Source organism: Halalkalibaculum sp. DA384 (genome assembly GCF_043951955.1).
Taxonomy (GTDB): Bacteria; Bacteroidota; Rhodothermia; order Balneolales; family Balneolaceae; genus JAMQKA01.
Map to the genome: position 1 here is coordinate 62,916 of NZ_JBINJE010000002.1, position 24,241 is coordinate 87,156.

18 protein-coding genes are annotated in these 24,241 nt (G+C 50.6%); 9 read left to right on the top strand and 9 right to left on the bottom strand.

What is annotated here, in order from left to right:
* Nucleotides 1–2: 2 nt before the first annotated feature.
* Together menH and ACG2E4_RS01695 are read left to right on the top strand one after the other, a co-directional pair.
* Entirely contained in the window at nucleotides 3–830 is an 828-nt protein-coding gene (gene menH, locus ACG2E4_RS01690) for a 2-succinyl-6-hydroxy-2,4-cyclohexadiene-1-carboxylate synthase (protein WP_395260522.1), read from the top strand.
* Between the two features lie 231 nt (nucleotides 831–1,061).
* Entirely contained in the window at nucleotides 1,062–1,901 is an 840-nt protein-coding gene (locus ACG2E4_RS01695; RefSeq protein WP_395275531.1) for a 1,4-dihydroxy-2-naphthoyl-CoA synthase, read from the top strand.
* Nucleotides 1,902–1,964: 63 nt separating this feature from the next.
* Here ACG2E4_RS01695 and ACG2E4_RS01700 read toward each other — a convergent pair whose 3' ends face one another.
* Complete coding sequence (locus tag ACG2E4_RS01700; protein WP_395260525.1) at nucleotides 1,965–2,978, bottom strand: glutamine synthetase beta-grasp domain-containing protein; 1,014 nt, start codon at nucleotides 2,976–2,978, stop codon at nucleotides 1,965–1,967.
* A gap of 440 nt (nucleotides 2,979–3,418) precedes the next feature.
* Between ACG2E4_RS01700 and ACG2E4_RS01705 the strand changes: the two genes are divergently transcribed.
* The 6 genes from ACG2E4_RS01705 (at nucleotide 3,419) to araD1 (ending at nucleotide 10,741) form a co-directional block, all read left to right on the top strand.
* On the top strand, nucleotides 3,419–4,306 hold the full coding sequence (locus ACG2E4_RS01705; protein ID WP_395275532.1) for a 1,4-dihydroxy-2-naphthoate polyprenyltransferase: 888 nt from the start codon (nucleotides 3,419–3,421) through the stop codon (nucleotides 4,304–4,306).
* 2 nt (nucleotides 4,307–4,308) lie between these two features.
* Complete coding sequence (gene menC, locus ACG2E4_RS01710) at nucleotides 4,309–5,403, top strand: o-succinylbenzoate synthase (protein WP_395260529.1); 1,095 nt, start codon at nucleotides 4,309–4,311, stop codon at nucleotides 5,401–5,403.
* Nucleotides 5,404–5,405: 2 nt separating this feature from the next.
* Nucleotides 5,406–6,899: a class I adenylate-forming enzyme family protein gene (locus ACG2E4_RS01715; RefSeq protein WP_395275533.1), complete on the top strand. Its 1,494-nt coding sequence runs from the start codon at nucleotides 5,406–5,408 to the stop codon at nucleotides 6,897–6,899.
* Nucleotides 6,900–7,354: 455 nt separating this feature from the next.
* Nucleotides 7,355–8,317 carry a 2-dehydro-3-deoxygalactonokinase gene (locus ACG2E4_RS01720; RefSeq protein WP_395275534.1) on the top strand — a complete coding sequence of 321 codons (963 nt, stop codon included), beginning with the start codon at nucleotides 7,355–7,357 and terminating at the stop codon, nucleotides 8,315–8,317.
* Nucleotides 8,318–8,329: 12 nt separating this feature from the next.
* Complete coding sequence (locus tag ACG2E4_RS01725) at nucleotides 8,330–9,694, top strand: GntP family permease (RefSeq protein WP_395275535.1); 1,365 nt, start codon at nucleotides 8,330–8,332, stop codon at nucleotides 9,692–9,694.
* 81 nt (nucleotides 9,695–9,775) lie between these two features.
* The gene (araD1, locus tag ACG2E4_RS01730) at nucleotides 9,776–10,741 is read left to right on the top strand and encodes an AraD1 family protein (RefSeq protein ID WP_395260537.1); all 966 of its coding nucleotides are present in this window, start codon (nucleotides 9,776–9,778) and stop codon (nucleotides 10,739–10,741) included.
* Nucleotides 10,742–11,257: 516 nt separating this feature from the next.
* On the opposite strand, the gene ACG2E4_RS01735 is transcribed toward araD1, so the two are convergent.
* The 5 genes from ACG2E4_RS01735 to gatB all read right to left on the bottom strand — a co-directional run bounded on the left by ACG2E4_RS01735 (nucleotide 11,258) and on the right by gatB (nucleotide 17,115).
* Nucleotides 11,258–11,881, bottom strand: a complete 624-nt coding sequence (locus ACG2E4_RS01735) for a bifunctional 4-hydroxy-2-oxoglutarate aldolase/2-dehydro-3-deoxy-phosphogluconate aldolase (RefSeq protein WP_395260539.1) — start codon at nucleotides 11,879–11,881, stop codon at nucleotides 11,258–11,260.
* Nucleotides 11,882–11,962: 81 nt separating this feature from the next.
* Complete coding sequence (gene purD / locus ACG2E4_RS01740; RefSeq protein WP_395260541.1) at nucleotides 11,963–13,246, bottom strand: phosphoribosylamine--glycine ligase; 1,284 nt, start codon at nucleotides 13,244–13,246, stop codon at nucleotides 11,963–11,965.
* A gap of 226 nt (nucleotides 13,247–13,472) precedes the next feature.
* The gene (tpiA, locus tag ACG2E4_RS01745) at nucleotides 13,473–14,258 is read right to left on the bottom strand and encodes a triose-phosphate isomerase (protein ID WP_395260542.1); all 786 of its coding nucleotides are present in this window, start codon (nucleotides 14,256–14,258) and stop codon (nucleotides 13,473–13,475) included.
* The gene (locus tag ACG2E4_RS01750) at nucleotides 14,255–15,634 is read right to left on the bottom strand and encodes a TlpA family protein disulfide reductase (RefSeq protein WP_395275536.1); all 1,380 of its coding nucleotides are present in this window, start codon (nucleotides 15,632–15,634) and stop codon (nucleotides 14,255–14,257) included. Before ACG2E4_RS01750 ends, tpiA begins: the two co-directional genes overlap by 4 nt.
* A 32-nt stretch (nucleotides 15,635–15,666) precedes the next feature.
* Entirely contained in the window at nucleotides 15,667–17,115 is a 1,449-nt protein-coding gene (gene gatB, locus ACG2E4_RS01755; RefSeq protein ID WP_395260546.1) for an Asp-tRNA(Asn)/Glu-tRNA(Gln) amidotransferase subunit GatB, read from the bottom strand.
* A 242-nt stretch (nucleotides 17,116–17,357) separates the two neighbouring features.
* On the opposite strand from gatB, the gene ACG2E4_RS01760 reads away from it, so the two are divergent.
* Entirely contained in the window at nucleotides 17,358–17,903 is a 546-nt protein-coding gene (locus ACG2E4_RS01760) for a hypothetical protein (protein ID WP_395260548.1), read from the top strand.
* 74 nt (nucleotides 17,904–17,977) lie between these two features.
* Here ACG2E4_RS01760 and ACG2E4_RS01765 read toward each other — a convergent pair whose 3' ends face one another.
* The 3 genes from ACG2E4_RS01765 to ACG2E4_RS01775 all read right to left on the bottom strand — a co-directional run bounded on the left by ACG2E4_RS01765 (nucleotide 17,978) and on the right by ACG2E4_RS01775 (nucleotide 24,240).
* The gene (locus ACG2E4_RS01765; protein ID WP_395275537.1) at nucleotides 17,978–19,054 is read right to left on the bottom strand and encodes an agmatine/peptidylarginine deiminase; all 1,077 of its coding nucleotides are present in this window, start codon (nucleotides 19,052–19,054) and stop codon (nucleotides 17,978–17,980) included.
* Between the two features lie 127 nt (nucleotides 19,055–19,181).
* Nucleotides 19,182–22,142, bottom strand: a complete 2,961-nt coding sequence (locus ACG2E4_RS01770; protein WP_395275538.1) for an IPT/TIG domain-containing protein — start codon at nucleotides 22,140–22,142, stop codon at nucleotides 19,182–19,184.
* 22 nt (nucleotides 22,143–22,164) lie between these two features.
* Nucleotides 22,165–24,240 carry a tetratricopeptide repeat protein gene (locus ACG2E4_RS01775; protein WP_395275539.1) on the bottom strand — a complete coding sequence of 692 codons (2,076 nt, stop codon included), beginning with the start codon at nucleotides 24,238–24,240 and terminating at the stop codon, nucleotides 22,165–22,167.
* Between the last annotated feature and the right edge of the window lies 1 nt (nucleotide 24,241).

Here is a 24,241-nt window from a genome sequence, read left to right on the forward strand (position 1 = left end):
CCATGAAAGTGATTATCAACCGTATTTCCTATCATCTGGTAAAGCATCAGCAGGATCCCTCCCTGCCCTGCCTGCTTTTACTGCATGGATTTATGGGCAGTGGCAGAGTCTTTGACCATCTCATCAAGCCGCTATCCCGATTCGTCAATCCCGTTACTCTTGATCTGCTAGGCCATGGCCGTACCCCGGGGGCCGATTCGGCAGAGCGGTACCACGTTGACTATCAACTTGAGGATCTCCACTCCATCGTAAGCTGCCTGAACAAAGAAAAAATATTTATACACGGCTACAGCATGGGCGGGCGACTGGCATTGCGTTATGCCCTGCAACATCCCGAGACGGTCGCCGGACTGATACTGGAAAGTACCAACTACGGTATTACGGATCCCTCGGAAAGAGACCGCCGCCTGAAACTTGATGAGCAACGGGCGGCGGCCATAGAATCGGACTTCAGCCATTTTCTTTCCGACTGGCAGCAACTCCCGCTTTTCAGGCACCAAGCCGACATTCCCGAAGAGATGGTGTCGTCATACAAAGCGATCCAGCAGCGCCAGGATCCCGTTAACATGGCCCGCAGCCTGCGCGGATTTGGGACGGCACGCATGCCACCGGTGAAACACAGCCTGTTCCAGCTTTGCATGCCTGTTCTGCTGCTGGCAGGGGAGAATGATAAAAAGTACCGTAACATCCTCAATGAGATGGATCAGGATATTCCCAAGAGTAAATTTCATATTATAAGAAAGGCCGGGCACCGTATTCACCTGGAACACCCCCGGGCATTTATTGACCAGGTAAAGGCGTTTGTCTTTTCTTCTGCCTGCAACAGCTGACAAAACCCGGTCCCCAAAAAAAAGACCAGCATGAAATACATTTTTTTAACGTCACATTAAGCAACTGATCCCCAAATTAAGTGTTACCGGCAGCGCCTAATCCGGATTATTCACCAAGAAATTTGGGCTATATATGATTTTCGATATATCAAACAATACCAAAGGGGTAACCTTTTTTTATAATTTCGTGAGAAATCCGGGCTAACTCTTCAAAATTACAGCATTGACATTATGAGTACAGAATGGAATACCGTAAAAAATTATGATGACATCACCTTCAAGAAAAAGAAGGGCATCGCACGCATTGCGATTAACCGGCCGGAGGTGCGCAACGCCTTTCGCCCGAAAACACTTTTTGAACTGCAGGAAGCATTTCTGAATGTCCGGGAAGACACCAGCATCGGGGTGGTGCTGTTGACAGGTGAAGGACCCTCCGCCAAGGATGGCAAATGGGCGTTTTGTTCGGGAGGCGACCAGCGCGTGCGCGATAAACTCGGGTACAAGGATGATGAGGGCACCCCCCGCCTCAACGTGCTGGACCTGCAGCGCCTGATCCGGTTTATGGGGAAGGTCGTTATTTGTGTAGTTCCGGGCTGGGCTGTCGGGGGCGGACACAGCCTGCACGTGGTGTGTGACCTAACCATTGCGAGCAAGGAGCACGCCATTTTCAAGCAGACCGATGCCGACGTAGCCAGTTTTGACGGGGGATACGGCTCCGCCCTGCTTGCGCGACAGGTGGGACAAAAAAGGGCGCGGGAAATTTTCTTTTTGGGGCGAAGCTACTCCGCGCAGGAAGCCTACGAGATGGGCATGGTCAACGCGGTCGTTCCGCATGAAAAGCTGGAAGAGACGGCCTGCCAGTGGGCGCAGGAGATCCTTGCAAAGAGTCCCACGGCTATCCGCATGATCAAATACGCGTTTAACCTGGTGGATGACGGCATGGTGGGCCAGCAGGTCTTCTCCGGCGAAGCCACCCGCCTGGCCTACATGACCGATGAAGCCAAAGAGGGCCGCGATGCGTTCCTTGAAAAGCGCAAACCCAACTGGGATGATACTCCCTGGATTGGATAATCTACTTAATAAAAAAGCCCCGTGCTTTTATCCACGGGGCTTGCAAATCGAGTTTATCGGTTCTTAGCCGGTAGCAAGCTTGGTCGTTTTGATAATACGAGCAGCTACCTTGTAAGGATCGGCGTTGGAAGCCGGGCGGCGATCTTCCAGTCGTCCTTTCCAGCCCTCTTCTACAGTAGGGACCGGGATACGAATGGAAGCACCGCGGTCAGAAACGCCGTAACTAAACTTGTCGATAGACTGCGTTTCGTGCTTGCCGGTCAGGCGCTTGTCGTTGTCGGCACCATACACGGCAATGTGCTCTTGAATATGATTACCAAACTCTTCGCAGACCTTGGTCATCAGTTCTTTACCGCCTTTGTCACGCATTGCGCCATTAGAGAAGTTTGCGTGCATTCCGGAACCATTCCAGTCGGTATCACCCAGCGGCTTGGGATGCCAGTCGATAACGATACTGTACTTTTCGGCCGTCCGTTCAAGCAGGTATCGCCCAACCCAGATTTCATCTCCTGTTTTGGCCGCACCTTTTCCAAAAATCTGAAACTCCCACTGGCCGGCAGCTACCTCGGCGTTCGTACCTTCCACGTTCAAGCCTGCTTCAAGGCACAAGTCCAGGTGCTCGTCCTTCAGTTCGCGGCCGAACGCGGCATCAGCGCCCACGCCACAGTAGTACGGTCCCTGCGGGGCGGGATATCCACCTTCAGGGAAACCCAGCGGAAGGCCGGTATCGGGATCAATCATAAAGTATTCCTGCTCAAATCCGAACCAGAAATCTTCGTCCTCGTCGTCGATGTGAGCACGCCCGTTGGTCTCGTGAGGAGTCCCATCCGCATTGAGTACTTCTGTCATTACAAGATAGCCATGCTTTACGGCAGGATCTGGATAGATGGCAACCGGTTTTAAGATGCAATCAGAAGCCTCGCCGGTAGCCTGCTCAGTTGAGCTTCCGTCAAATGACCAGTTAGGTACATCCTCGAGATCTCCGCTGAAATCATGCAAAATACGGGTCTTGCTTCTCAGAGTTTGCGTTGGTTTGTAACCATCAAGCCAGATGTATTCAAGTTTAGAATATGCCATGTGAGTTTCAGTAATTAGTTGTTGTTTGGATGTTATGCTTATAATTAAACATTCAGAATGAGAAGTGCCTTGTCAGCAACTAATTATTATTGCATAATTAATCAGTCGAATGTTTCTGCCATCTACATATGAATGTTCAGGCAGAATGACAATCTGCAACTGAATTTAGTTTCCGTCGGTTCAACCATTCGTTGCCGAGCACTTCAAATTCGTTTCCAATAAAAAACTTTTTATTCATATAATCAACAAATATTTAGCTTCTTTTTCTTTTTTGCATAATTCATTAATGCTATGCAAACTATTGAGCCTAATTTTTTAATACTCTAGTCCGAATCGCACGGATTCAACGGATACCCCGTTTCACCGGAATTTCGTTTAAAAACAACTCCTTAAAGCCTTAACTTCCGCTAACCGAAATTTCAACTGTCAGACGAATATTTGTGAGTAACAACAACTTCAAGATCTGGATTGCGGCGGCCCGCCCCCAAACGCTTGCAGCTGCTTTTGTCCCGGTTTTTGTGGGTGTGGCGCTTGCGTTGAACGATCGGGTTTTTGATGCGCTTCCCAGCATGGTGGCACTGGTCTGTGCACTTCTGATCCAGGTCGGTACCAACTTTGCCAACGATTATTTCGATTTTAAAAAGGGTGCTGATACGGATACACGCATAGGATTTGAGCGTGCCACCGCCTCGGGACTGGTCTCCGCTCGCCAGATGCTTTTTGCCACCGTTATTACCATGGGACTTGCGTTCCTGCTAGGGCTGTACCTTGTGTGGCACGCCGGATGGGTTATTCTCCTGATCGGTGTGTTATCGCTGATCTGCGGCGTGCTTTACACGGGCGGACCTTTCCCGCTTGGTTACAATGGGCTTGGGGATATTTTCGTATTTATCTTTTTCGGAATTGTTGCGGTTATGGGCACTTATTATGTAAATGCCCTGCAGTGGTCCGTCTCTTCTTTCTGGGCCTCACTGGCGGTTGGCGCTCTTTCCACCAATATTTTGGTAGTGAATAATCTTCGGGATATTGAGCAGGACCGCCCCGCCGGCAAGAATACCATCGGGGTCCTGTTCGGGGAAAACGCCCTCCGGTTCGAGTACCTTTTTATGCTGCTGATCTCGCTGGCCATTCCCCCCCACTTTTTCTTCCGGCTGGAGTATGGATGGCCTGCCTTCCTCCCGTACCTGACAATACCCGCCGCGCTGCTGCTGCTCAAACAGATATGGACGGAAACCGACAAGCGCAAGCTCAATGACACGCTCGAACGCACCGCACAGTTTATGACGATATTCGGTCTCCTGTTTGGTATTGGAATTATTCTCGGATAGCCATGAATATTCAGCTTTACCAATATCGGTTCCCGTTCAAACAAACCTTTGTCACCGCTTCTGACTCCTATACCGAACGGGAAGGGATCATTTTTATACTGCGTCACAAGGGGATCGAAGCATATGGAGAGGCAGCCCCCCTGCCCGGTTTTTCAGGAGAATCGCTCCATGAGGTGCGGCGCTACCTGGCTGTTCACAACAGCAGCTTTCATGCATACATCCGGGAAGCGGTGCAAAAATACGAAACCGGGATGCACCACCTGCTGCCGGTACTCCCCTCCTCCCTGGCTTTCGGGCTCGACACGCTGCTGGCTGACTACTGGTCAAAAGCCAAACAGGTTCCCCTGCCGAAAATGCTTTTCAAAAAATCGCGATCCCAAATTACAGTCAATGCCACACTGCCGATCGACAAGAAAGAGGCGCTGCTTGCCCGGGCCCTGGCATACCGGGAGGCGGGATACCGAACCATAAAACTCAAAGTCGGTGCCGATTTCAGCCACGAGCTTGCAGTAATAAAAGCATTAAGGAGTCGATTTCCTGATCTCAATATCAGGATAGACGCCAACCAGGGCTGGAGCCCGGAGGAGGCGGCCAACCAACTCGATAAGCTGACCCCGCTGCGGATCGAGTATTGCGAAGAGCCGCTGAAGCAGCCAACCCCGGCCGGCCTGGCAAAGCTCCGGCAAAGCGTCACCATCCCGATTGCGCTCGACGAGTCGTTATACTGCAATAAAGATGTCGACGACTGGATTAAAAGCCGTTGTGCTGACATCCTGGTGGTTAAACCGATGGTCCTGGGAGGATTCAAAAGTTTTTTTGAAACATTTCGCCTTGCTGACAATCATGATTACAAACTCGTCGTTACGACATCGCTGGAAGGCGGCATCGGCCGGATGATGACGGCTATTTTGGCAGCCGGTGCCGGTTCTACAGCACTTGCACAGGGACTGGCTACAGGAAACCGCCTGGCCCTGGATGTCTGGAATGATCAACCATACATTAAAAACGGGACCATGCATCTACCTGAAAAAGAAGGCCTCGGCATGCAGTTTAACCCGGAAAAGCTTGCACCTGCAGTTAAAAAGATAGAGCTGTAATCGTGGATAAAGATACTGCTTCCATCCCCTCATTTGGCACACCGGACCCCGAAAACCTGTTTTTAGCGTCTGCAGAGGGCCTGTATTCCTATCACCAGCTCAACCGCTATAGAACCTATCTCATGCACCGGCTCCAGGATTTCGATATCAGCGGCAGCCGCCCCGTGGGCTTTGTGGCCAATTCGTGTGACGAGCTGGTTATGGCTGTCGCCTCCTGCTGGAAAAGCGGCTTGCCATTTGCCTGTTTTAACCCCTCTTCTCCTGCACAGGAGCTGCAGGCACAAATTACGGAGCTGAATCCCGCCCTGCTTATAACGCAGGGAGATCTGCCACTCTCACCAGAAAAATTGCCGCCGGTTCTTTCGATTCAAGAACTCAGCCTGGAAAACGCATTCAGAAACGAACCGGGCGACTCCACAGTATCACCGGGTTTCAGCTTTGACCCCGATCCTGATCAAGTATTTGGATACTTTTTTACTTCCGGAACCTCCTCTTCAGCCAAGATTGTCCCTCTCAGGCGCCGGCAGATGCTTTTCGCCGCCCGCGCCTCAGCCCGGAACTTCCGTCCCGATTCCAACCATTTCTGGCTTCTTTGTCTCCCCCTAAACCATGTGGGAGGAATTTCCATCATCATCCGATCGCTCCTGTACGGGTCCGGTATTTACCGGATGAAAAAGTTCGATGAGCAGATGGTTGGCACATTTCTCTCGGAAAACAAGCTGTTCCAGGCTGCTTCTCTTGTCCCCACCATGTTGAAGAGACTGATCGACATCCCCGCTTTCCGGACGCACCCGACATTCAAGGCGATATTACTTGGCGGGGGACCTATTTCCACCGCGCTGCTGGAGCGGGCCGTCGCCAAGGGCGTGCCGGTAGTGGCCAGCTACGGCATGACTGAAACCTGTGCGCAGATTGCGGCAAATCCCCTGTTGAAACCGAGTGGCACCTATATTCCAAGGAAAAGTGTGGGACCCATTTTTGAACCCAATGATATTCAAATTCGGGATGAGGGCGGCACACCCGTGAAGGGAAATACCCCGGGACTGATCTGGCTTAAAGGGCCGCAGGTGTTTGACGGCTACCTGAACAAAGACCTGACCCGGCAGAGATTTGATGAGCACGGCTGGTTTAATACCGGAGATTTTGGATATTTAAACGGCAACAGGCATCTTTTTATCGAATCGCGCCGATCCGACCTGATTATAACGGGCGGCGAAAATGTATCGCCCTACGAGGTGGAAGAGCAACTGGAAAGGCTGGAGACGATCCGGCGAGCGGCTGTTACCGGTATTCCTGACGAAGAGTGGGGCGAGCGGGTGGTGGCTGCCGTAGTCGTTGAAAAGGGAGCCCCCTTTGATCCGGAAGCGATCCGTGAGAAGCTTGAACAACGGTTGATTGCCTATAAAATCCCCAAACAGATTTTAGCCGTCGGGGAACTGCCCACCAACAGAACCGGCAAAGTTATTCGATCAGAGCTTCCCAGTTTATTCAAATAATTTTACTTAAAAATATTTGCAACTCCCGACAATACTTAATAGATAGTGGAGCGAAAGCTTAACCCGGATTATTCGCGAAACAGTACAGGCAAGGTTAAGCCATTGATGTCCTTGCACGTAAGAAAAACTGCCTGTTGCTTTAAATTTGAGTATTGCCGAAAATAGCCGCGAAATTCAGTCGTGGCACTTCTCAGAAGGGAAAGTGATGTGCTGAAGGTGCAAAAAAGTACCTTCCAGCCCTCATTTTTCCTTTGCCTCGCACATAACTAAATTTTCTGGTGAATAGAATAATTCGGGTTTAGAAACGGGAGCCGGGATACAAGGTACAGCTAGCGCAGCCACATGAACACACTATGACGGCTGAACTATGTCGTTCTCCGGGGACTATCATCTCCTTTTTCTTGATTGACAGCTATTACAATACAGATGCTCAAAGAACCCGTGTTACCAGTACGATGAGACAAATACATAACGCAAACAACTATTTTTTTAGCTGCGACTGGGGAACCACCTCCTTCCGCTTATCCCTGGTGGACTCCAACACCCGGAACGTGATTTATCAACACGATACTTCGGGCGGCGTCAAGAACCTGTTCGGCCGATGGTCCCGGGATCCCGGGCATCCGGATCGAGAAACTTTTTTCCTGAAATACCTGGAAGATCAGATTCGGCAGGTTGCGGATCAGGTCAGTCCAACTCTCAAAAATATCCCTGTTCTCATTTCGGGGATGGCCTCCTCAAGTATCGGTATTGTTGAACTGCCGTACGCCCGGGTGCCCTTCTCTCTCGCCGATGCTTCTGTGTCATCAAGGCTGATTCCCCGTTCCGACCACAATTCCCGCGATATTTTACTCATTTCCGGGGTCCGGAGTTCCAGCGACGTGATGCGCGGGGAAGAGGTTCAACTGTTGGGGCTGGCGGCCGGATTTTCCCTGGAAGATGCTGTCGCCGTCATGCCCGGCACCCATAGCAAGCATGTCTTTATCAGGCAACAGCAAGTCACAGATTTTAAAACCTACATGACTGGAGAAGTTTTCGAACTCCTTTCATCCCGGAGCGTGTTGTCTGATTCCGTTTCTTCCGGCGACATACTGCATACCGATGCCTTCCTGGAGGGGGTTAAAAAGGGCTGCGAAGAGAACCTGCTGCACGCACTGTTTGAGGTCAGGATCCGGGATCTGCTTGCGGGAGTGGAGCCGGCACCAAATTTTGATTTTTTGAGCGGTTTGATCATCGGAAGTGAGGTAGGGGATCTCCTAAGCATATCTCCGGGTGATCTATACATTATCGGGAGCGATCCGCTCAACACGCGATATAAAACCGCACTCGAATATCTGGATTTTAATCCCGAAACGGTGCCAAATCCCGGTGACCTGATCATACAGGGACACCTTAAAATCATAAACCGGAATACTTAACTCACGCAATCTATGGACCAATCGATCTATCTTCTGCTAGTCACGCTATGCTCTATCGCACTACTGCTCGTGATGGTAACCCGCCTGAAAATCCACGCGTTTGTGTCTCTGCTGCTGACCAGCGCCTTTGTGGGTCTGGCCGCGGGTATGGGCTTTGATGAAGTTCTGGTCAGTATTGAAGAGGGAATGGGAGGTATTCTCGGTTTTATCGCCATCATCGTAGGACTCGGATCGATTCTGGGCAAACTTCTTGAAGTGTCCGGGGGAGCAGAAACACTGGCGCGAACCATTGTACAGACATTCGGCAGCGACCGAACCTCCTGGGGACTAACTCTTACCGGATTTATCATCTCCATCCCGGTATTCCTGGATGTGGGATTCATTATCCTGGTCCCTATCGTCTATGCGCTGGCCCGGAAAACAAAAAAATCCACCCTGTTCTATGCGATCCCCTTATTGGCGGGCATGGGAGTTACGCACGCCTTTATTCCTCCCACTCCCGGACCCATTGCAGTAGCAGACATCCTTTCCGTTCCACTCGGCTGGGTGATTTTATTCGGGGCTATCACCGGCATTCCCGCGGCTATTCTCGCAGGCCCTGTCTTTGGTCACTATATCGGTAACAAGATTCACGTTGATCCCCCCGACTTCAGTGAAACGGCCGAAGAATCGGTCACCGAAACCAATAAAAGCGACTTTTTTATGATTTTGACGGTGATCCTGCTCCCGCTCGTCTTAATTGTGCTGGCAACACTACTGGACCTGCTGGTAGAGGAGGGAACCATAGCAGAGGGCATTCTTATTATTGAAATTCTTCAGTTTATCGGCCATCCCTTCAGTGCCTTGACCATCGCAACCTTGATGGCGGCCTATTTCCTGGGATACAAGAAGGGTTTTACCGGGAAAGAGGTCCTCAAATTCACGGACAAAGCGCTGGCCCCGGCCGGCCTTATCATCCTGGTGACGGGTGCGGGAGGCGTGTTTAAGCAGATACTGATTGACAGCGGTGTGGGTGAAGCGCTTGCAGAGCTGCTGCTTGCATACAACATCACCCCGATTATTCTGGCCTACATCATGGCGGTCGTTATCAGAGTCACCCAGGGATCCGCTACCGTGGCGATGGTAACTTCCGCTGGAATGGTGGCCCCCATTATGAGTGAATTTACCCTGAGCTCCCCGGAAAAAGCCCTGGTCGTGGTGGCCATAGCTGCCGGTTCCAGTATTCTGTCGCACGTCAACGACAGCGGCTTCTGGCTGGTCAACAAGTACCTTGGACTTACGGAGAAACAGACCCTTAAATCGTGGACTGTGATGATGACCATCGTTTCATTAACCGGCTTTGCCATGGCCCTGACCATGTCATACCTGTTTTTCTAAGCAAAACATCCCACACTCCAGGTCAGGGAGCAAAAGTGGCAGCCCGGCATAATAGTGTAAATATTCAAAAAATAATCTGACATGAGGCTGATTCAGTTCAAAAAAGAAGATTCAAACCGGTGTGTCGGTGTTGTTGAAGATGGTGAGGTTTACGAACTTCACACGGTTTCATCCACATACGACCTCTTTCATCATTCGGCAGGGAATCAGGTATCCCTTCGGGAGGCTGCGCAAGAGCTAATGTCCAGTATCCGGCACCCTTATACTCAGTTGGTGGAAGAGGGTAGAATTTTGCTGCCCCTCGACCACCCGGACCCCTACCACATCTGGATTACCGGTACCGGCTTGACACATACGGGCAGCGCCGAGTCTCGCGATAAAATGCACAGGGAGCTGAAAGAGAGCGACGAAAGCGAGCTGACCGACTCTATGCGCATGTACCGAATGGGATGGAAGAACGGTGTTATGGAGGGCGAAAAGCCGGCTTCACAGCCTGAGTGGTTCTACAAGGGCAATGGGCTTATGGCAACGCCTCCATACGAACCCATTCGGTCACCCGGTTTTGCCCTCGACGGTGGAGAAGAACCCGAAATCGCCGGTCTGTACATCATAGATCCGGACGGCAAGCCACAGAGGCTCGGCTTTGCCCTGTCAAATGACTTTTCGGATCATAAAATGGAGCAGATCAACTACCTGTATCTTGCCCACTCCAAGCTTCGTCCCTGTTCTTACGGACCGGAACTGCTGACTGGACCCCTGCCAAAACATATTACCGGGAGAAGCCGGATTTACAGAAATGATGAAGTTCTCTGGGAACGTGAGTTTTTGACTGGAGAGGATAACATGACCCACAACATCGCCAATATTGAGCATCACCACTTCAAATACGATCTGTTTTGCCAGCCGGGCGATGTCCATATCCATCTGTTTGGCACGTCCGTTTTAAGCTTTGGAGATGGTATCGAAACAAAAGACGGAGACCTTTTTGAAATTGAGGCCGACTGTTTCGCTCACCCGTTGCGAAATAGATTGGAGACAGGGTCCTGACTTTATTTCGTACTGCGTATTGGTGGAGATATATTTAAAAGAAGAGTTACCATCTGAAATTCCACTTCGCAGGCTGTTCTGCCAGGGCCACACTGGGAAATGGGCTAATGTCCACAAAGTTTTACGCCTAATCCAAGCTACGAGGCACTTTGTACCACCTCTGGGTCAAAAGAAAGCAAAAATATAGAATGTCAATTCGCTATCCAGACTAATTGCCTGACAATTCACTATGCCTTGTTAACACTATGGTACGCTGCGTCTGTGTAGTGTTAACCCGAATTATTCACAATCATACTAAAATAGATATATAAGTCATTGATATTGTTTGATATATCGGAAATCATCTATAGCTCAAATTTGGGTGCCGTAGCAACGGGCTGCGAAATTTGTCCGTGCACGTCGTTGTCCCGACGAATGGCTCCTCGACGTATCTTAACACGCCTGCTGGTGCCATTGTCGGGACGCCTCGTGCACAACCAAATTTCTTGGTGAATAATCCGGGTTAGCAAGACCTGATCAATTATCAGCTTTTTTCAATGATTCTCTCACAATATCAACAATACTGCCAAAGTCGCCTTCCCTGATCTTGTCTTTGGGAGCAAGCCACGACCCGCCTACTGCCACAACGCTCGAACAGTCCAGATAGTCGCTCATATTGCGGGCACTAACGCCCCCCATCGGGATCAGCTGGAGTCCTTTATGCAGGTACGGGCCTTCCAGGTTGCGGATATAGTCCGTTCCTCCCGCCGTCTCTGCAGGAAACAGCTTCAGGAGTTCAGATCCTGCATTCCACGCTGCTTCAATTTCAGAGGGAGTCATTATCCCGGGAATAAACGGCAATTTATTATCGCGGGCGGCCCTGACCACGCGCTCGCTAAATCCCGGGGAGAGTCCAAAAGCAGCACCGGCATCCTTTGCTGAACGAACCTGACGCGCATGAAGAATCGTACCCGCGCCCACCTTCAGTTCGGGAAAACAACGGGCAATCGCTTCGATGGCTGCTAATGTAGCATCGGTCCGGAAGGTTACCTCCATAACATTCAGGCCCGCTTCCAGGTAGGCTTCTGCCAGGCGTTTAGCTGAATCTTCATCGGCGAGGGTGACGGCGGGGAGGATCTTTTTATCAAACAAATGCTTCATAAACCGGTCCTCTAATTACAGGATTGAACCATCATATCGGTATTAGTAGCGCAAACTAAGAAATCGTTATGAATCGTTCACCTAAGCCTCCAGGTGAGCCAGACCCTTTACCCCGATATCGCTGCGATAATAGGCGTTTTCAAAATTTATTTTCTCTATTTCGGCATAGGTAGATTTGATCGCTTCCTGCAGCGTGTCTCCTGAACCCACGACATTGAGCACGCGCCCACCGTCGGTAACCAACTGCCCATTTTTGATCGCCGTGCCTGCGTGAAATACAAGCACATCTTCAGACACCTCACCGATGCCCGTAATAGGCTTGCCCTTTTCATAGGCTTTGGGATAACCGCCCGATGCCATCACCACGCAGCAACGGTACCGGTCATCGATCTTAATCTGCTTCTCTGCCAGCTCGCCAGAAGCCGCTGCATCCAGCAGTTCCAGCAGGTCAGACTGAAGGGAAGGAAGTATCGCCTGGCATTCGGGATCTCCGAAACGGCAGTTATACTCCACTACTTTAGGCCCTTCATCCGTAATCATCAGTCCACAGTAAAGAATGCCCTTGTAAGGCGTTTCATCCAGCAACATGGCAGATATCGTGGGCAGCACAATCTCTTTTTCCACCTTCATAAGCAGGTCTCGGGTCATCACCGGAGCGGGACAGTAAGCCCCCATTCCTCCCGTGTTGAGGCCGGTATCCCCCTCTCCTATTCGCTTGTGATCCTGTGCATTGTGGATAATTTTGGCCGTTTCGCCGTCCGAGATAACAAAAACGGAGGCCTCTTCTCCCTCCAAAAACTCTTCAATAACCAGTGTTTCGGCAGCATCGCTCAGCTTGGCATCCTCTTTCAGCTGCCTCAGCCGTTTCTTCACTTCATCCTCGGTCTCGCAGATAAAGACTCCTTTTCCGCCGGCAAGTCCGTCAGCCTTAAGTACCACCGGGTATTCATCGCGACGTTGAACGTAGCTCAATGCCTCATCAAACTCATCCTTTTCAAAACTTACATAGTCCGCGGTGGGAATACGATTTTTCTCCATGAAGTTATTGGCAAATTTTTTGCTTCCCTCCAGCTGGGCGGCCGATTTGGACGGACCAAAGACCTTGTGTCCCTTCTCTTCCAGGAGATCGGTGATTCCCTCTACGAGAGGTTTTTCGGGACCGACAACCGTCAAATCCACATCGTTATCTTCAATAAACGCCAGGATCTGTTCATGGTTAGAGAGGGAGAGATCCACATTTTTACCCACTTGCGCCGTACCGGGATTTCCGGGTGCGATGTAAAGGGCATCAAGTTTGGGAGACTGTTTAATCTTCCATGCCAGGGCATGTTCGCGGCCGCCACTTCCGAGTAGTAATACGTTCATCTGTTTGTTTTGAACAATTACGAAGTTTGAGGTTAAATGTGCTGGGAATCAGTTGTCAGTTGTCAGAAGCTGCTGATTTCTAAAGGCTGTGTCAAGAAATAACCAAAATACTGCATATTTAGCACTATTTATGAAACAACGGCTCAACCAGTACGCAATACCACGGTGCAACTTCACGGAATGCCGGCACCAATTCCCAATGAAACAATATTCACCGACACTCTGATCACTGATCACTGGTCACGGACAGCTGTTCCGCTATCCGGATGATATCGGCAAAACTTTCGGCCTGGAGGCTGGCACCGCCGATCAGTCCCCCATCCACATCCGGTTGGCTCAGCAGCTCTTCTGCGTTATGCGGCTTCATGCTGCCGCCGTAGAGGATGCGAATCTGCGCACCGATCTCTTCATTATAAAGCTCCTTCAATTCTCCCCGGATCATATCATGCATCTCCTGGGCCTGTTCCGGGGTCGCCGTTTCCCCGGTCCCGATAGCCCACAGCGGTTCATAGGCGACGACCACCTCTCCGGCTTCGGAAGTCTCCACCTCGTTGAATGCGGCCTGCACCTGTTTTTTTACCAGGTGGACATGCTCACCCGCTTTCCGCTGTTTAAGAGATTCTCCCACGCATACAATCGGTTTCAATCCTTCCTCAACCGCTTTCTTAACTTTTAGGTTGACGGTTTTATCCGTTTCCCCAAAATACTCGCGCCGCTCTGAGTGTCCGACAATCACATACTCACAGCCCACTTCTTTCAGCATTCCGGCGGTTATTTCGCCGGTGTAAGCTCCTTCATCCTCGTAGTGCAGGTTTTGGGCACCGAGGTACAATCCAAAATGTTTGCGAACTTTGTCGGCAGCCGCCTCCAGCGAAATAAAAGGCGGGCACACCAACGCATCCAGGCTTTCCGGGATGTCGGGTATCTCTTCATTTAGCCCGGTCAACAGCGATCGCGTTGCGGCGGGTCCATTGTGCATTTTCCAGTTTCCGGCGATAAGAAATCGTCTCATGAGGCTGGTTCTTCGGTCTTAATTATGGTTTGAATTCCCTGTATTACATCCTGGTATTCCTCCCCGATATACTTGCGTACAATCTCACCGTTTCGATCAACGAGAAAACGGGTCGGTACCAGGCGAATATTAAATTTTTCAATTACTGACTGGCGGTCAAAGGCCTCCGCGGAGGCAACCGGCCAGGCTTTTTCACGCTCGCTAAAAAAGGCGTCAATCGTTACCTGGCTCTGGTCGAGCGGAATGGTTACCACTTCCAGTCCAAAGTTCTTGTAAATATTGTGAATCACAAATGTGCGATCGTACTGGTTTTGGTACAACCGGTTTGAAAGGAGGGTGATCTCCAGGATATAGGGGGTTCCCAGTAGCGAGTCGCGACTGATCAGCTTCCCGTTGTTTTTAAAGGCAAAGGGCGGAATCGTATCGCCCGGGGAAAGGTAATTCAGATCGTATTCGATGCCCTCCACCCAGCTTTTTACCGATCTGTTATCCCCAAACCGCTTCTTAAATTCAGCCAGTTGTGATTTCGCCTGGTCCACCCTCGCGCTGTCGTACAGCAGCTTTATCTGTTCTTGCTGAATATTCATGCTGGCAACCGAGTCCTCCGTGATCGTTTGCAGGCTGTCCAGGTACTGCAAGGTGTGGTTCAGCCCCTTGTTTTCGGCAAGATAGCTGGTACCGTAGCGGGCGGCCACCGCTGCCAGCTGATCATTGTCCTGCACCTCTCGGAGCTTCTGCATCATCTGCCGTCCATCGAGAGAGCCGTAGATATCTATTGCATCCACGGCAGCCATTCTGCTGGCCAGGGTTCCCGTTTTGTTTTCGTAAATCTCCCAGTACAGATCGGCAAATTTTTGCAGCTCGGTTCGGGCGCTATCTCCTTTCAGGACGCCACGCTGGATGAAACTTACAACACGCTGGTAGTTCTGGTTAACCCGCCGATACTGGCCAAGTGCCTCGTGCTCGGCAGAGTTAATAGTCAATGTCTGTTGGAATCCGGGAAGCTCTGCCTCAATACGGAGGGTATCTCCATCGGCAAGGATCACCGATGCCTGCCCGAGCTGCTGCTGGTTACGATCGATGCGGAGCGTATAAAACTGTTTTTCAGGGAACATGGCCACGCCCGAAAAATGTCCCGTAGAGTCGGTTACCTGGAAGAACAGCGTATCCGCATCCGCCTGGGCCGAATCTTTTTTGGTGATGGAGACTTCGATGCCGGAAAAGTCGCGGCTGCTGTCAACAGAATCTGCCACCGTTATAGTCCCCATCACCGGTGCAGAAGGCTGCACCTGCTGCTGGTCAAACGTGCAGGCGCTCAATAATAACGCCCCCGCTGTAACCAGGAGTACGGGAAATAAACCAGATTTTGACTGCATGCGCTGACGCAGGTTGAGATAGGTGTTTAAAATCAGTCTGCCAGTTTTTTAGTTATCATTTCGCGAACCAACTGAGGATTTGCCTTGCCCTGGGAGCGCTGCATGACCTGGCCGATAAAGAAGCCGACAAGCCCCTTTTTGCCATTTTTATAACGCTCAACCTCATCCGGGTGATCATCAATGACCTCTTCGACGATCGGTTCAATAAAGCTGCTGTCCGAAACCTGCAGCAGGTTCATCTCCTTGGCCAGGTCCTCAGCCTCTGTATCCTCTTTGAGCATCTCGTTAAATATTTCGGTCATCGCCGAAGAATTTATCTTGTCATCTTCCCGGATCTGTATCAACCCGGAAAGTCGTTCTGCAGAAATCGGAAAATCACCGATATCAATGCTTCTGTCATTTAATACACGCAACACTTCGGTAAGAACTACATTCGAAACCGATTTCGGATTTCCCACCTTTTCCACCACCTTCTCATAATAATCCGCCAGGTAGCGGTCATCGGTCAGGTTCCGGGCATCCTCTTCACTCATGTCAAACTCTTCCACGAAACGCCGCATTCGCACATCCGGCATCTCGGGGAGTTCCGCACGTACCTCATCCAGCATGGCGTCGGTCACCACTACGGGCGGCAGATCGGGTTCCGGGAAGTAGCGATAGTCATGGGCTTCTTCCTTGGTTCGCATCTGGCGCGTCTTCATCTCATTCGCATCCCACAACAGGGTTTGCTGAACGACCTCTCCTCCTCGTTCCACAAGACGGATCTGTCGTTTGATTTCGTACTCCAGCGCCCGTTCAACATTCCGGAACGAGTTCATGTTCTTTAATTCGGTTCTCGTGCTCAGCTCCTTTTGGCCTTTGGGTCGAATCGAAACGTTCGCGTCACACCGCAGGCTTCCCTCCTCCATGTTGCCGTCACAAATTTCAAGATACTGCACAATTTGCTTAATGCGCGTCAGGTAGGCGTACGCCTCCTGTGGACTGCGAATGTCGGGCTCGGAGACGATCTCAATGAGCGGGGTCCCCGCCCTGTTCAGATCGATAAGCGTATTGTAGGGATCCTGGTCGTGAATCGACTTCCCGGCATCCTCTTCCATGTGGATGCGGGTGATCCCGATCCGTTTTGTCTGCCCGTTGACTTGTACATCCAGGTGCCCCTCGCTGCAGATCGGTGTTTCAAACTGCGAGATCTGGTATCCCTTGGGCAGATCCGGGTAAAAATAATTTTTACGGGCAAATATCGATTTTTTGGCAATGTCGCAGTTGGTAGCCATTCCCATTTTGATGGTATAGCGCACCAGGTTTTCATTTAGCACAGGGAGCGTTCCGGGATGTCCCAGACAGAGCGGGGTTACCTGAGTATTGGGCGTTCCACCGAATTCAGTGGAAACCGGTGCAAAGGCTTTACTTTCCGTTAAGAGCTGGCAGTGTACCTCGAGCCCGATAACGGCCTCGTACTTTTCGTGCAATTCTTCAGTCATGTATAAAAGGCCAAATGCTGATTTGTTCTGGATGTGAACAGATTAAAAAGATATTAAAGATCAGGGACATTTATTAATATTTTTCCCTTCGTTTGAACAGGTTGAGTATAAAAATTGCCAGACGTTGAAGCCAATTGTTTTTAATTGCAATTTTTGCATTACATTAAGTAGAGAGCTTTGCAAAACCGCTGTTTTGGCCAATATCGGTATTTCCGCGAAGGGACAACTAAAAACCAAGGGGCATGAGTTCCACACTAACCATTTACGAGGAGGACACCAACCTGTTGTGGGGGGTGCTTGTAGTCGGCACTACCGCCCTGGCTACCTATCTTTTGGGAGATGCCTTTGTAGATGAGGCCCTTTTTATTATTGGATTCCGCCAGCTGATGTCACTGGTTCTGTTTATGATCGCCTTCATCGGCATCCTCAAAATTACCGACCCGCTTTACCGGTTCGAGCTGTCTGCCGAAGGCGACATGCTCACGATTGAGACCTACAAGGGGGAGCAGCCGGTCAAAAATTTTTACTACAATATGCGTGAATTTGAGGAGCTCAGGTTCGCACCGGAAGACTCCGAGTTGAACGATCAGGCATTATTTAATTTTTCCCCCACTTACCACCTGATATTCAAATCACACATCACCGGCCGTTTTGAGAAGCTGATCGACCTGGGCGATATTTCATTCACCCTCCGCGTGCCCGATATCGCCCGAATCATTCAGTTTATTCGCCGTCAGCATGCCGATATCAGGCTGCCGGAAGAGCAAGAAGCTTTTCTTAATAATTGAGTGAGTAATTTGTTGAATTGTTGATTTATCGAATTACAGAACCAGTTTCACGACTTAGTTACGCATCAACATTTCTAAATGCAATAAAGCTGTTGGGTAATGCAGTGTATGGCACCCTGGCCCCACACCAGGTCGGCGCATGGGATGCCCACCACCTCCCTTTCGGTGAAATATTGGCCAAACAGTTCCAGGGCCTGCCGATCGAGCTGTTCATCGTATGTCGGTACCAGCACGACCCCGTTGGCTATATAAAAGTTGGCATAGCTGGCGGGCACATAGCTCGACCCGTCTACAGTGGTACCTTCAATAGCGGTACGCGGCAGCGGCAGGGTCTCGATTTTAAACCTGTTACCGTGCTGATCGGTGGCCCGTCGCAGTATCTCCAGGTTCTGCTGCGTGGCCTCATAATTAATATCCCCGGGATCCTCCGCTGTAACGGCCAATATGGTGGATTGATTTAAAAAACGGGCCAGGTCGTCGATATGTCCGTCGGTATCGTCGCCCGCCAACCCTTTTTGAAGCCATATTATTTTTTCCACTCCCAGGTAATCGCGGAGCTGCTCCTCAATCTGCCGGCGACTCATATGCGGATTCCGGTTTCGATTCAAGAGTACGGACTCGGTTGTCATCAGCATCCCGTTACCATTGACCTCGATGGCGCCCCCCTCCAGCACCATGTCAGCTTCAAAACGCTCAATACCGTATTTCCCGGCAATGTATGCAGGAAGCCGGTTATCATCTTCATATGGCGGGTATTTGCCACCCCAGGCGTTGTACCTCCAATCGGTAATCGCAAACTCTTCGGCTCCCGCTTTTTCCCGGCAAATAAAAATAGGGCCACAATCCCGGGCCCATACATCATTGATCGGCTGGATGTGGAACGTTATACGCTGCAGGTCAATCTTCCGCTTTTGGAAAAGCGCCAACACATGATCCCGAATCGCCTCATTCTCCACAAAAAGATGGATCGGCTCGTATTTGAGAAGTACCTCGATAACCTCAAGGTAAACCTGTTCCACCCTTTGCAGCCGCTCACCCGGCCAGGTTTGGGGGTTGGATGGCCAGTGCAGCTGCGTGGCTGCATGTGGATACCATTCGGGGGGCATCCTATAATTCAAGGCTGAAGGCTTCAGGTCCAGGCTGTCAGTCAAGATACTGTATTCTTGGATATTAACGGAGACCACTTCTTTCGGCAATAATATAATCTGATCTTTTGGTAAGAGAAACATGGCTATACCACTTTCAAAGAGCCAGTTATCCCTTATCATATAAATCACATTACTTATAATTCCAGTGCGGTGCCCGGTCGTTGCCCGTTGTATAGGGTGCCACAAGAATATCGTTAAATTCTACACTGTAAATGTAGATGTGAGTATATCCGTCCATATATTTTGAGAACACAATCTTTGAGCCGTCAGGCGACCAAGAGGGGGAGCGCTCATTGCCATTTGAAGGTGTCAATTCCTGAACACCTGTTCCGTCACTATTCATGACATGAATCTTGCGGCTCGCATCTGGCAGATTGACCACATATGCAATTTTATCGCCGGCTGGCGACCACTCCGGGTCATATTCAGAAACATCATTGTCTGTAATCTGCATTTTATTCGTTCCATCCGGATTGATAGTATAAATGTCATATTTCCCATCTATGTATTCCTCGTAAACAATACTCGTCCCATCGGGGGACCAATCGGGATTAAATTCCCGGGCAGTGGCAGTATTGGTGATATTTTGCAAATTACTGCCGTCACTGTTCATAATATAGATGTCTGAGGGCTCATCAGAACTTCCTGATCTGGCTAATAGTATTCTGCTCCCATCCGGACTCCAGGTCGGCGCAGTATTATATCCTGAACTGGTAACCTGTTCTATGTTACTTCCATCTGAATCCATAACCAATATGTGTTTACCACCGCCTTTATTATTGCTAAACAGAATTCGTAACCCATCGGGCGAAATGGCCGGTTCGGCTTCATAGTAGTCTGTCGATTCGGTGATCCTTTCAACGGCAGACCCATCGCCATTTTGCTTGTAAAGTTCCCCGTAGTTGTGCCGGTCGGTGGCAAACACAATCTTCCCTCTCAGATCGTAGGTGCAATCGAGAGCAAAAGCGGTGAATCCCGCATTATCAGAATTATTCAACGTGACCGTTCTGGGATTTTCCCCTCCAGTGCGGCAGTTGGCGGCTATTCCCGACAGTTCTATCTGGACCTCATCATCATAGATTTCACTGTACTGCGCGTTGTCATTGACCTTAACAAACCGGTCATCTCTGCCGGTGACGGACAAGGTATATCCGTCTCCGTCAATCTGGGTGCCTATGGTTTCAATCGTCACCTCCAGGGTTTTGGGCTGCTGAACCGTAAAGTCGGGTCCGCGAACGGTGTATCCATCTACTGTTACCTCTACCGGACCCGTTGTAGCACCCTCGGGGACGATGGCCATCAACTCCGTTTCGGAGGCGGTCTCCAGAGCGGCTTCAATCCCGTTAAAAGTGACGCTGTTCTCCGATCTGACGCTGCTAAAGCCGCTGCCGGAAATCGTTACTGCTGTGCCTACCGGACCGGATTCGGGAGAAATACCGGTAATTTCGGGCAGAGTTACGGTGATCTCCTCACTCCTGGAATCCGTTGCCCCATCATCGTCGGCAACCGTGAGCTGAACGGTGTAAGTACCCGGCAGTTCGTAGTTCTTGGTAACGCTTGATTCAGCGCCGCCGGTCCCGTCCCCGAATTGCCATTCATAGCTGACGATCGACCCATCACTGTCAGAAGAACCGGTGGCATCGAAGAGGCAGCTCAGGTTGGTACATTCAGCCGTAAAACTTGCCACAGGCGGCTCATTGGGATCGCTGCAGTTTATATTGAAATCGGTAAATGTAGTACTGCTTTCCGTAATATCCACTGTACGCGGGTTCGGCAGCTCTTCACTAAGCTGGCAATTCGATGCAATGTCGGAGAGCTCCACCTGGTAGCTGCCCACATCGAGTTTATCATATATTACCGTGTCGTTGGTTTTAACCGACCGGTCATTACTCCCCTCCAGGCTTAAGAGATAGCCATCCGGATCCAGGCTAGAACCAGTGGTTGATATGTTAACCTCTAGCGACCCTGCCACCTCAACAGTAAACAGGGGGCCTTCGGCCGTCTGATTACCTACCGTCACATTTACCGGCCCGGTCGTGGCATCGCCCGGTACAACTGCAGCAAGCTCGGTCTCGGAAGCACTGTTCAGCTCGGCTCTCACACCGTTGAAGGTGACAATATTTTCAGAAGCGGTCGGGCTGAAACCGGTTCCGGAGATGGTCACTTCAGTGCCCATCGGTCCTGATTCGGGCGAAATCCCGGTAATTGCAAGGCCAGGCCCGGAGCAGTTCACGGTAAAAATTGTAGAAGCATTATCTGTTTCAAACACCACATTCCGCGGATTCGGCCCGTCTACAGCACAATTTTGAGCTATTCCAGACAGTTCTACCTGCACCTCTCCGGTCTGTATATCGGTATACTGAACTTCATCATTCAGACCCGCAGAACGGTCATCCCTGCCACTCACCGAAAGCGTATACCCGTCTTCATCAAGCTGCTCTCCGGAAGTCCGAACATACACGTCGAGGGTCCTGGACTGCTGCTTCTCAATAGTAAATATCGGGCCGACAGCCGTATCCTGTTTTACTATTACTGTTACTGATACAGGACCGGTCTGAGCCTCAAGAGGTACCTCCGTGGTAATCACGGTATCGGTGGCACTGATCACCGAGGCGGAAACCTGATCAAAGAACATCTCATTCCGGGCCGGATTTTCGTCAAAGCCTGTACCCACAACATCCACTGTATCGCCCGGACGACCCTGGCTCGGATTTATCCTGTCGATAGCCAGAAATACGCTCCTTGTGGTATCGACCGTAAAAGAGGGCCCCACAAGCGTGTCTCCCCTGGTTACTATTTTTACCGGGCCGGATTGGGCATCGAGAGGTACCCGCGTTTGGAGGACCGTATCACTCAAAGCATCAATTTGTGCAGGGGTTTCATTGAATAATACCACCTGGTCTGTCAGTTCACTCCCAAAACCGGTTCCACCGATAGTCACTTCTCCCCCATAGGGTGCTTCAGCCGGAATCACCGATTTAACAGCGGGGATGGATTTATTTGGAGCAACATTCGTCAGATCCTTGCATCCCGTTTTTATAAAAAGGAAAGCTGCAAACCCTGCAATGATATAAACTGTAATCTTTTTCATAATACCGGTACTTTTACTGAATTCAGCCGTTCCTGATGATCCTGTTTGCCTCTTCCGTTCGGTCTGCCTTGTGCAGGGCTTCAATCAGGTGCTCTTTGAGGATGTTGTTATCATTGTTATTGCTGTAGCGTGCCAACCAGCGATTGCATAGTTCGTCCAGCAGTTCGTTTTCGCGGCTTATCCTTATCAACCGGTGGTAAACTTCTTTATACTCATTATCCAGTGTCAGGGCGCGTTCATATGAAAGAATAGCGGCTTGAACCTTGCCCAGCTGTGCGTAGGCATTACCCAGCGCCAGATGCACCCCGGCCTCCTGTGCTCCGAGGCGGACGGCCTCCTCGAGAGACTGCATGCCGCGGTCCGGATCACCGTAGTCAATGGCTGTTTGGCCCCGGAACAGATATAGTTTGGGGCTGGAGGAGTATTCTGAGATCACATTTTCCAATATCTGTAAACATTCCTCCGAAGAAAACGATAAGCGCAGATAGGCATACCAGTCATCGATATAGTGCTCCAGGCGATCCAGGTCTCTTCGGATTTGAAGCACGGGCGGCATCCCCGCATGACCGCTGTTAAAAGTGCCGGCTGACAATTCCCGGGCTTCCTGCTGCTCGTTCTCATAGAGTCGGAGCATTTCAACGACGGCCTGTTCTGCTTTCTCGGCCCGTTCATCTTCTTCCATCTCCCCGGATCGGTATTTCAACTCGTAGAATTTCCCAATTCCCGAGTAGCCGCTTTCCTCAAGTTCCTCCAAGTATGCAAAGGCTTCCTCATTCTTTTTATCCTGAAGTAACAATTCGATCAATTTTACAACGGTCAGGGGCTCCCCGGCAAAATTATACGCTCGCCTGTACAGCTTCTGTGCCCGCTCGGTGTCTCCCGCTTCTTCAAACACAACCGCCGCTTCCGCCAGCAGATCCGCATCATCGGGCCACTGGTCTGTCATTTTTTGATAGACTTCAGCCGCAATTGCATAATTCTCGTCATACAGCCAGGTTCGCGCGGCCTGGATGGCATATTCCGGGTCCAGGGTTGCCGTGGCCAGCGAATCGTAAATTTGCCGGGCTTCCGGGTACTCCTGTATCAACAGGTGCGTCCGGGCCAGGTCTTCTGCCACGGCACGATCCTGCGGGAACGCCTGTCGCTGAAGCTTTAACACATTACGGCGAGCACCGAAATCATAGCGCTGTTCATTCATTTTCTTCAGCACTTCGTATAGCCTTTTTTCCCGGGGATGCCGGTCAATAAGCTTCTGCATAAAAAGGTTTGCCCGCCGCGCCTGGTTGGCCGCCATCAACGACTGGCCGTATATGACGGCATAATTCAGATTTTCCGGGTCTGCCTGGTAAAGCTGTTGATAAGCCTCCACCATCTCGTCCAGCTCTCCCGCCCCCCTGTGGGCCTGTCCTTTCATAAACAGGGTGCGTTCGGCACCGGGGAATAATGTTGCAGTCTCCTCAAGCAGCTCAACGGCTTCTCCCCACCGTTCCTCTTGAAGTAAAATGTACGCCATGTTGTTGTGGATGTTCAGGCTGTCGGGGGAATATTGCCGGGCCTGTTCATAATCCTGCACAGCCTTATTGATCTGCCCCAATCCGTACGATTCATTAGCACGGCGGTGGTAAAGATGTCCGAGGTACGCTCGTATCCGTTCCAGATGCAACCCATCTTTTTGCCGATCCGGATTCCGCTCCAAAATAGTTGCAATTTCACGGTAAACGGGGATCGCCTTCCGGTAATCGCTCCGGTAATATCCTTCTGCTTTCAACAGTAGCAGACGCAGGTGTTTGGGGGCCACTTTCAATCCCTCACGGGCCGTTTGTATTGTCTGATCAAATTGTTCGGCTCCCAGGTAGGCTGAGGCAAGATAGATATATGCATCAACTAACCTGGGATTCTCATCAACAGCTCTCTTGAGCGGCCCGATGGCGTTCTCATAATCTCCATGTTCATAGTAGGACACCCCGTCGGAGAAACCCGCTCCTGCATACTGTGCCCGGGGAGCAGAAACGCATATAAACAGCAGTATCCAGGCCACAGCACCCAAAAAGGCAGGTCTCAATATCAATTTCGTACGTTTACCGGGGATTATAGTCATA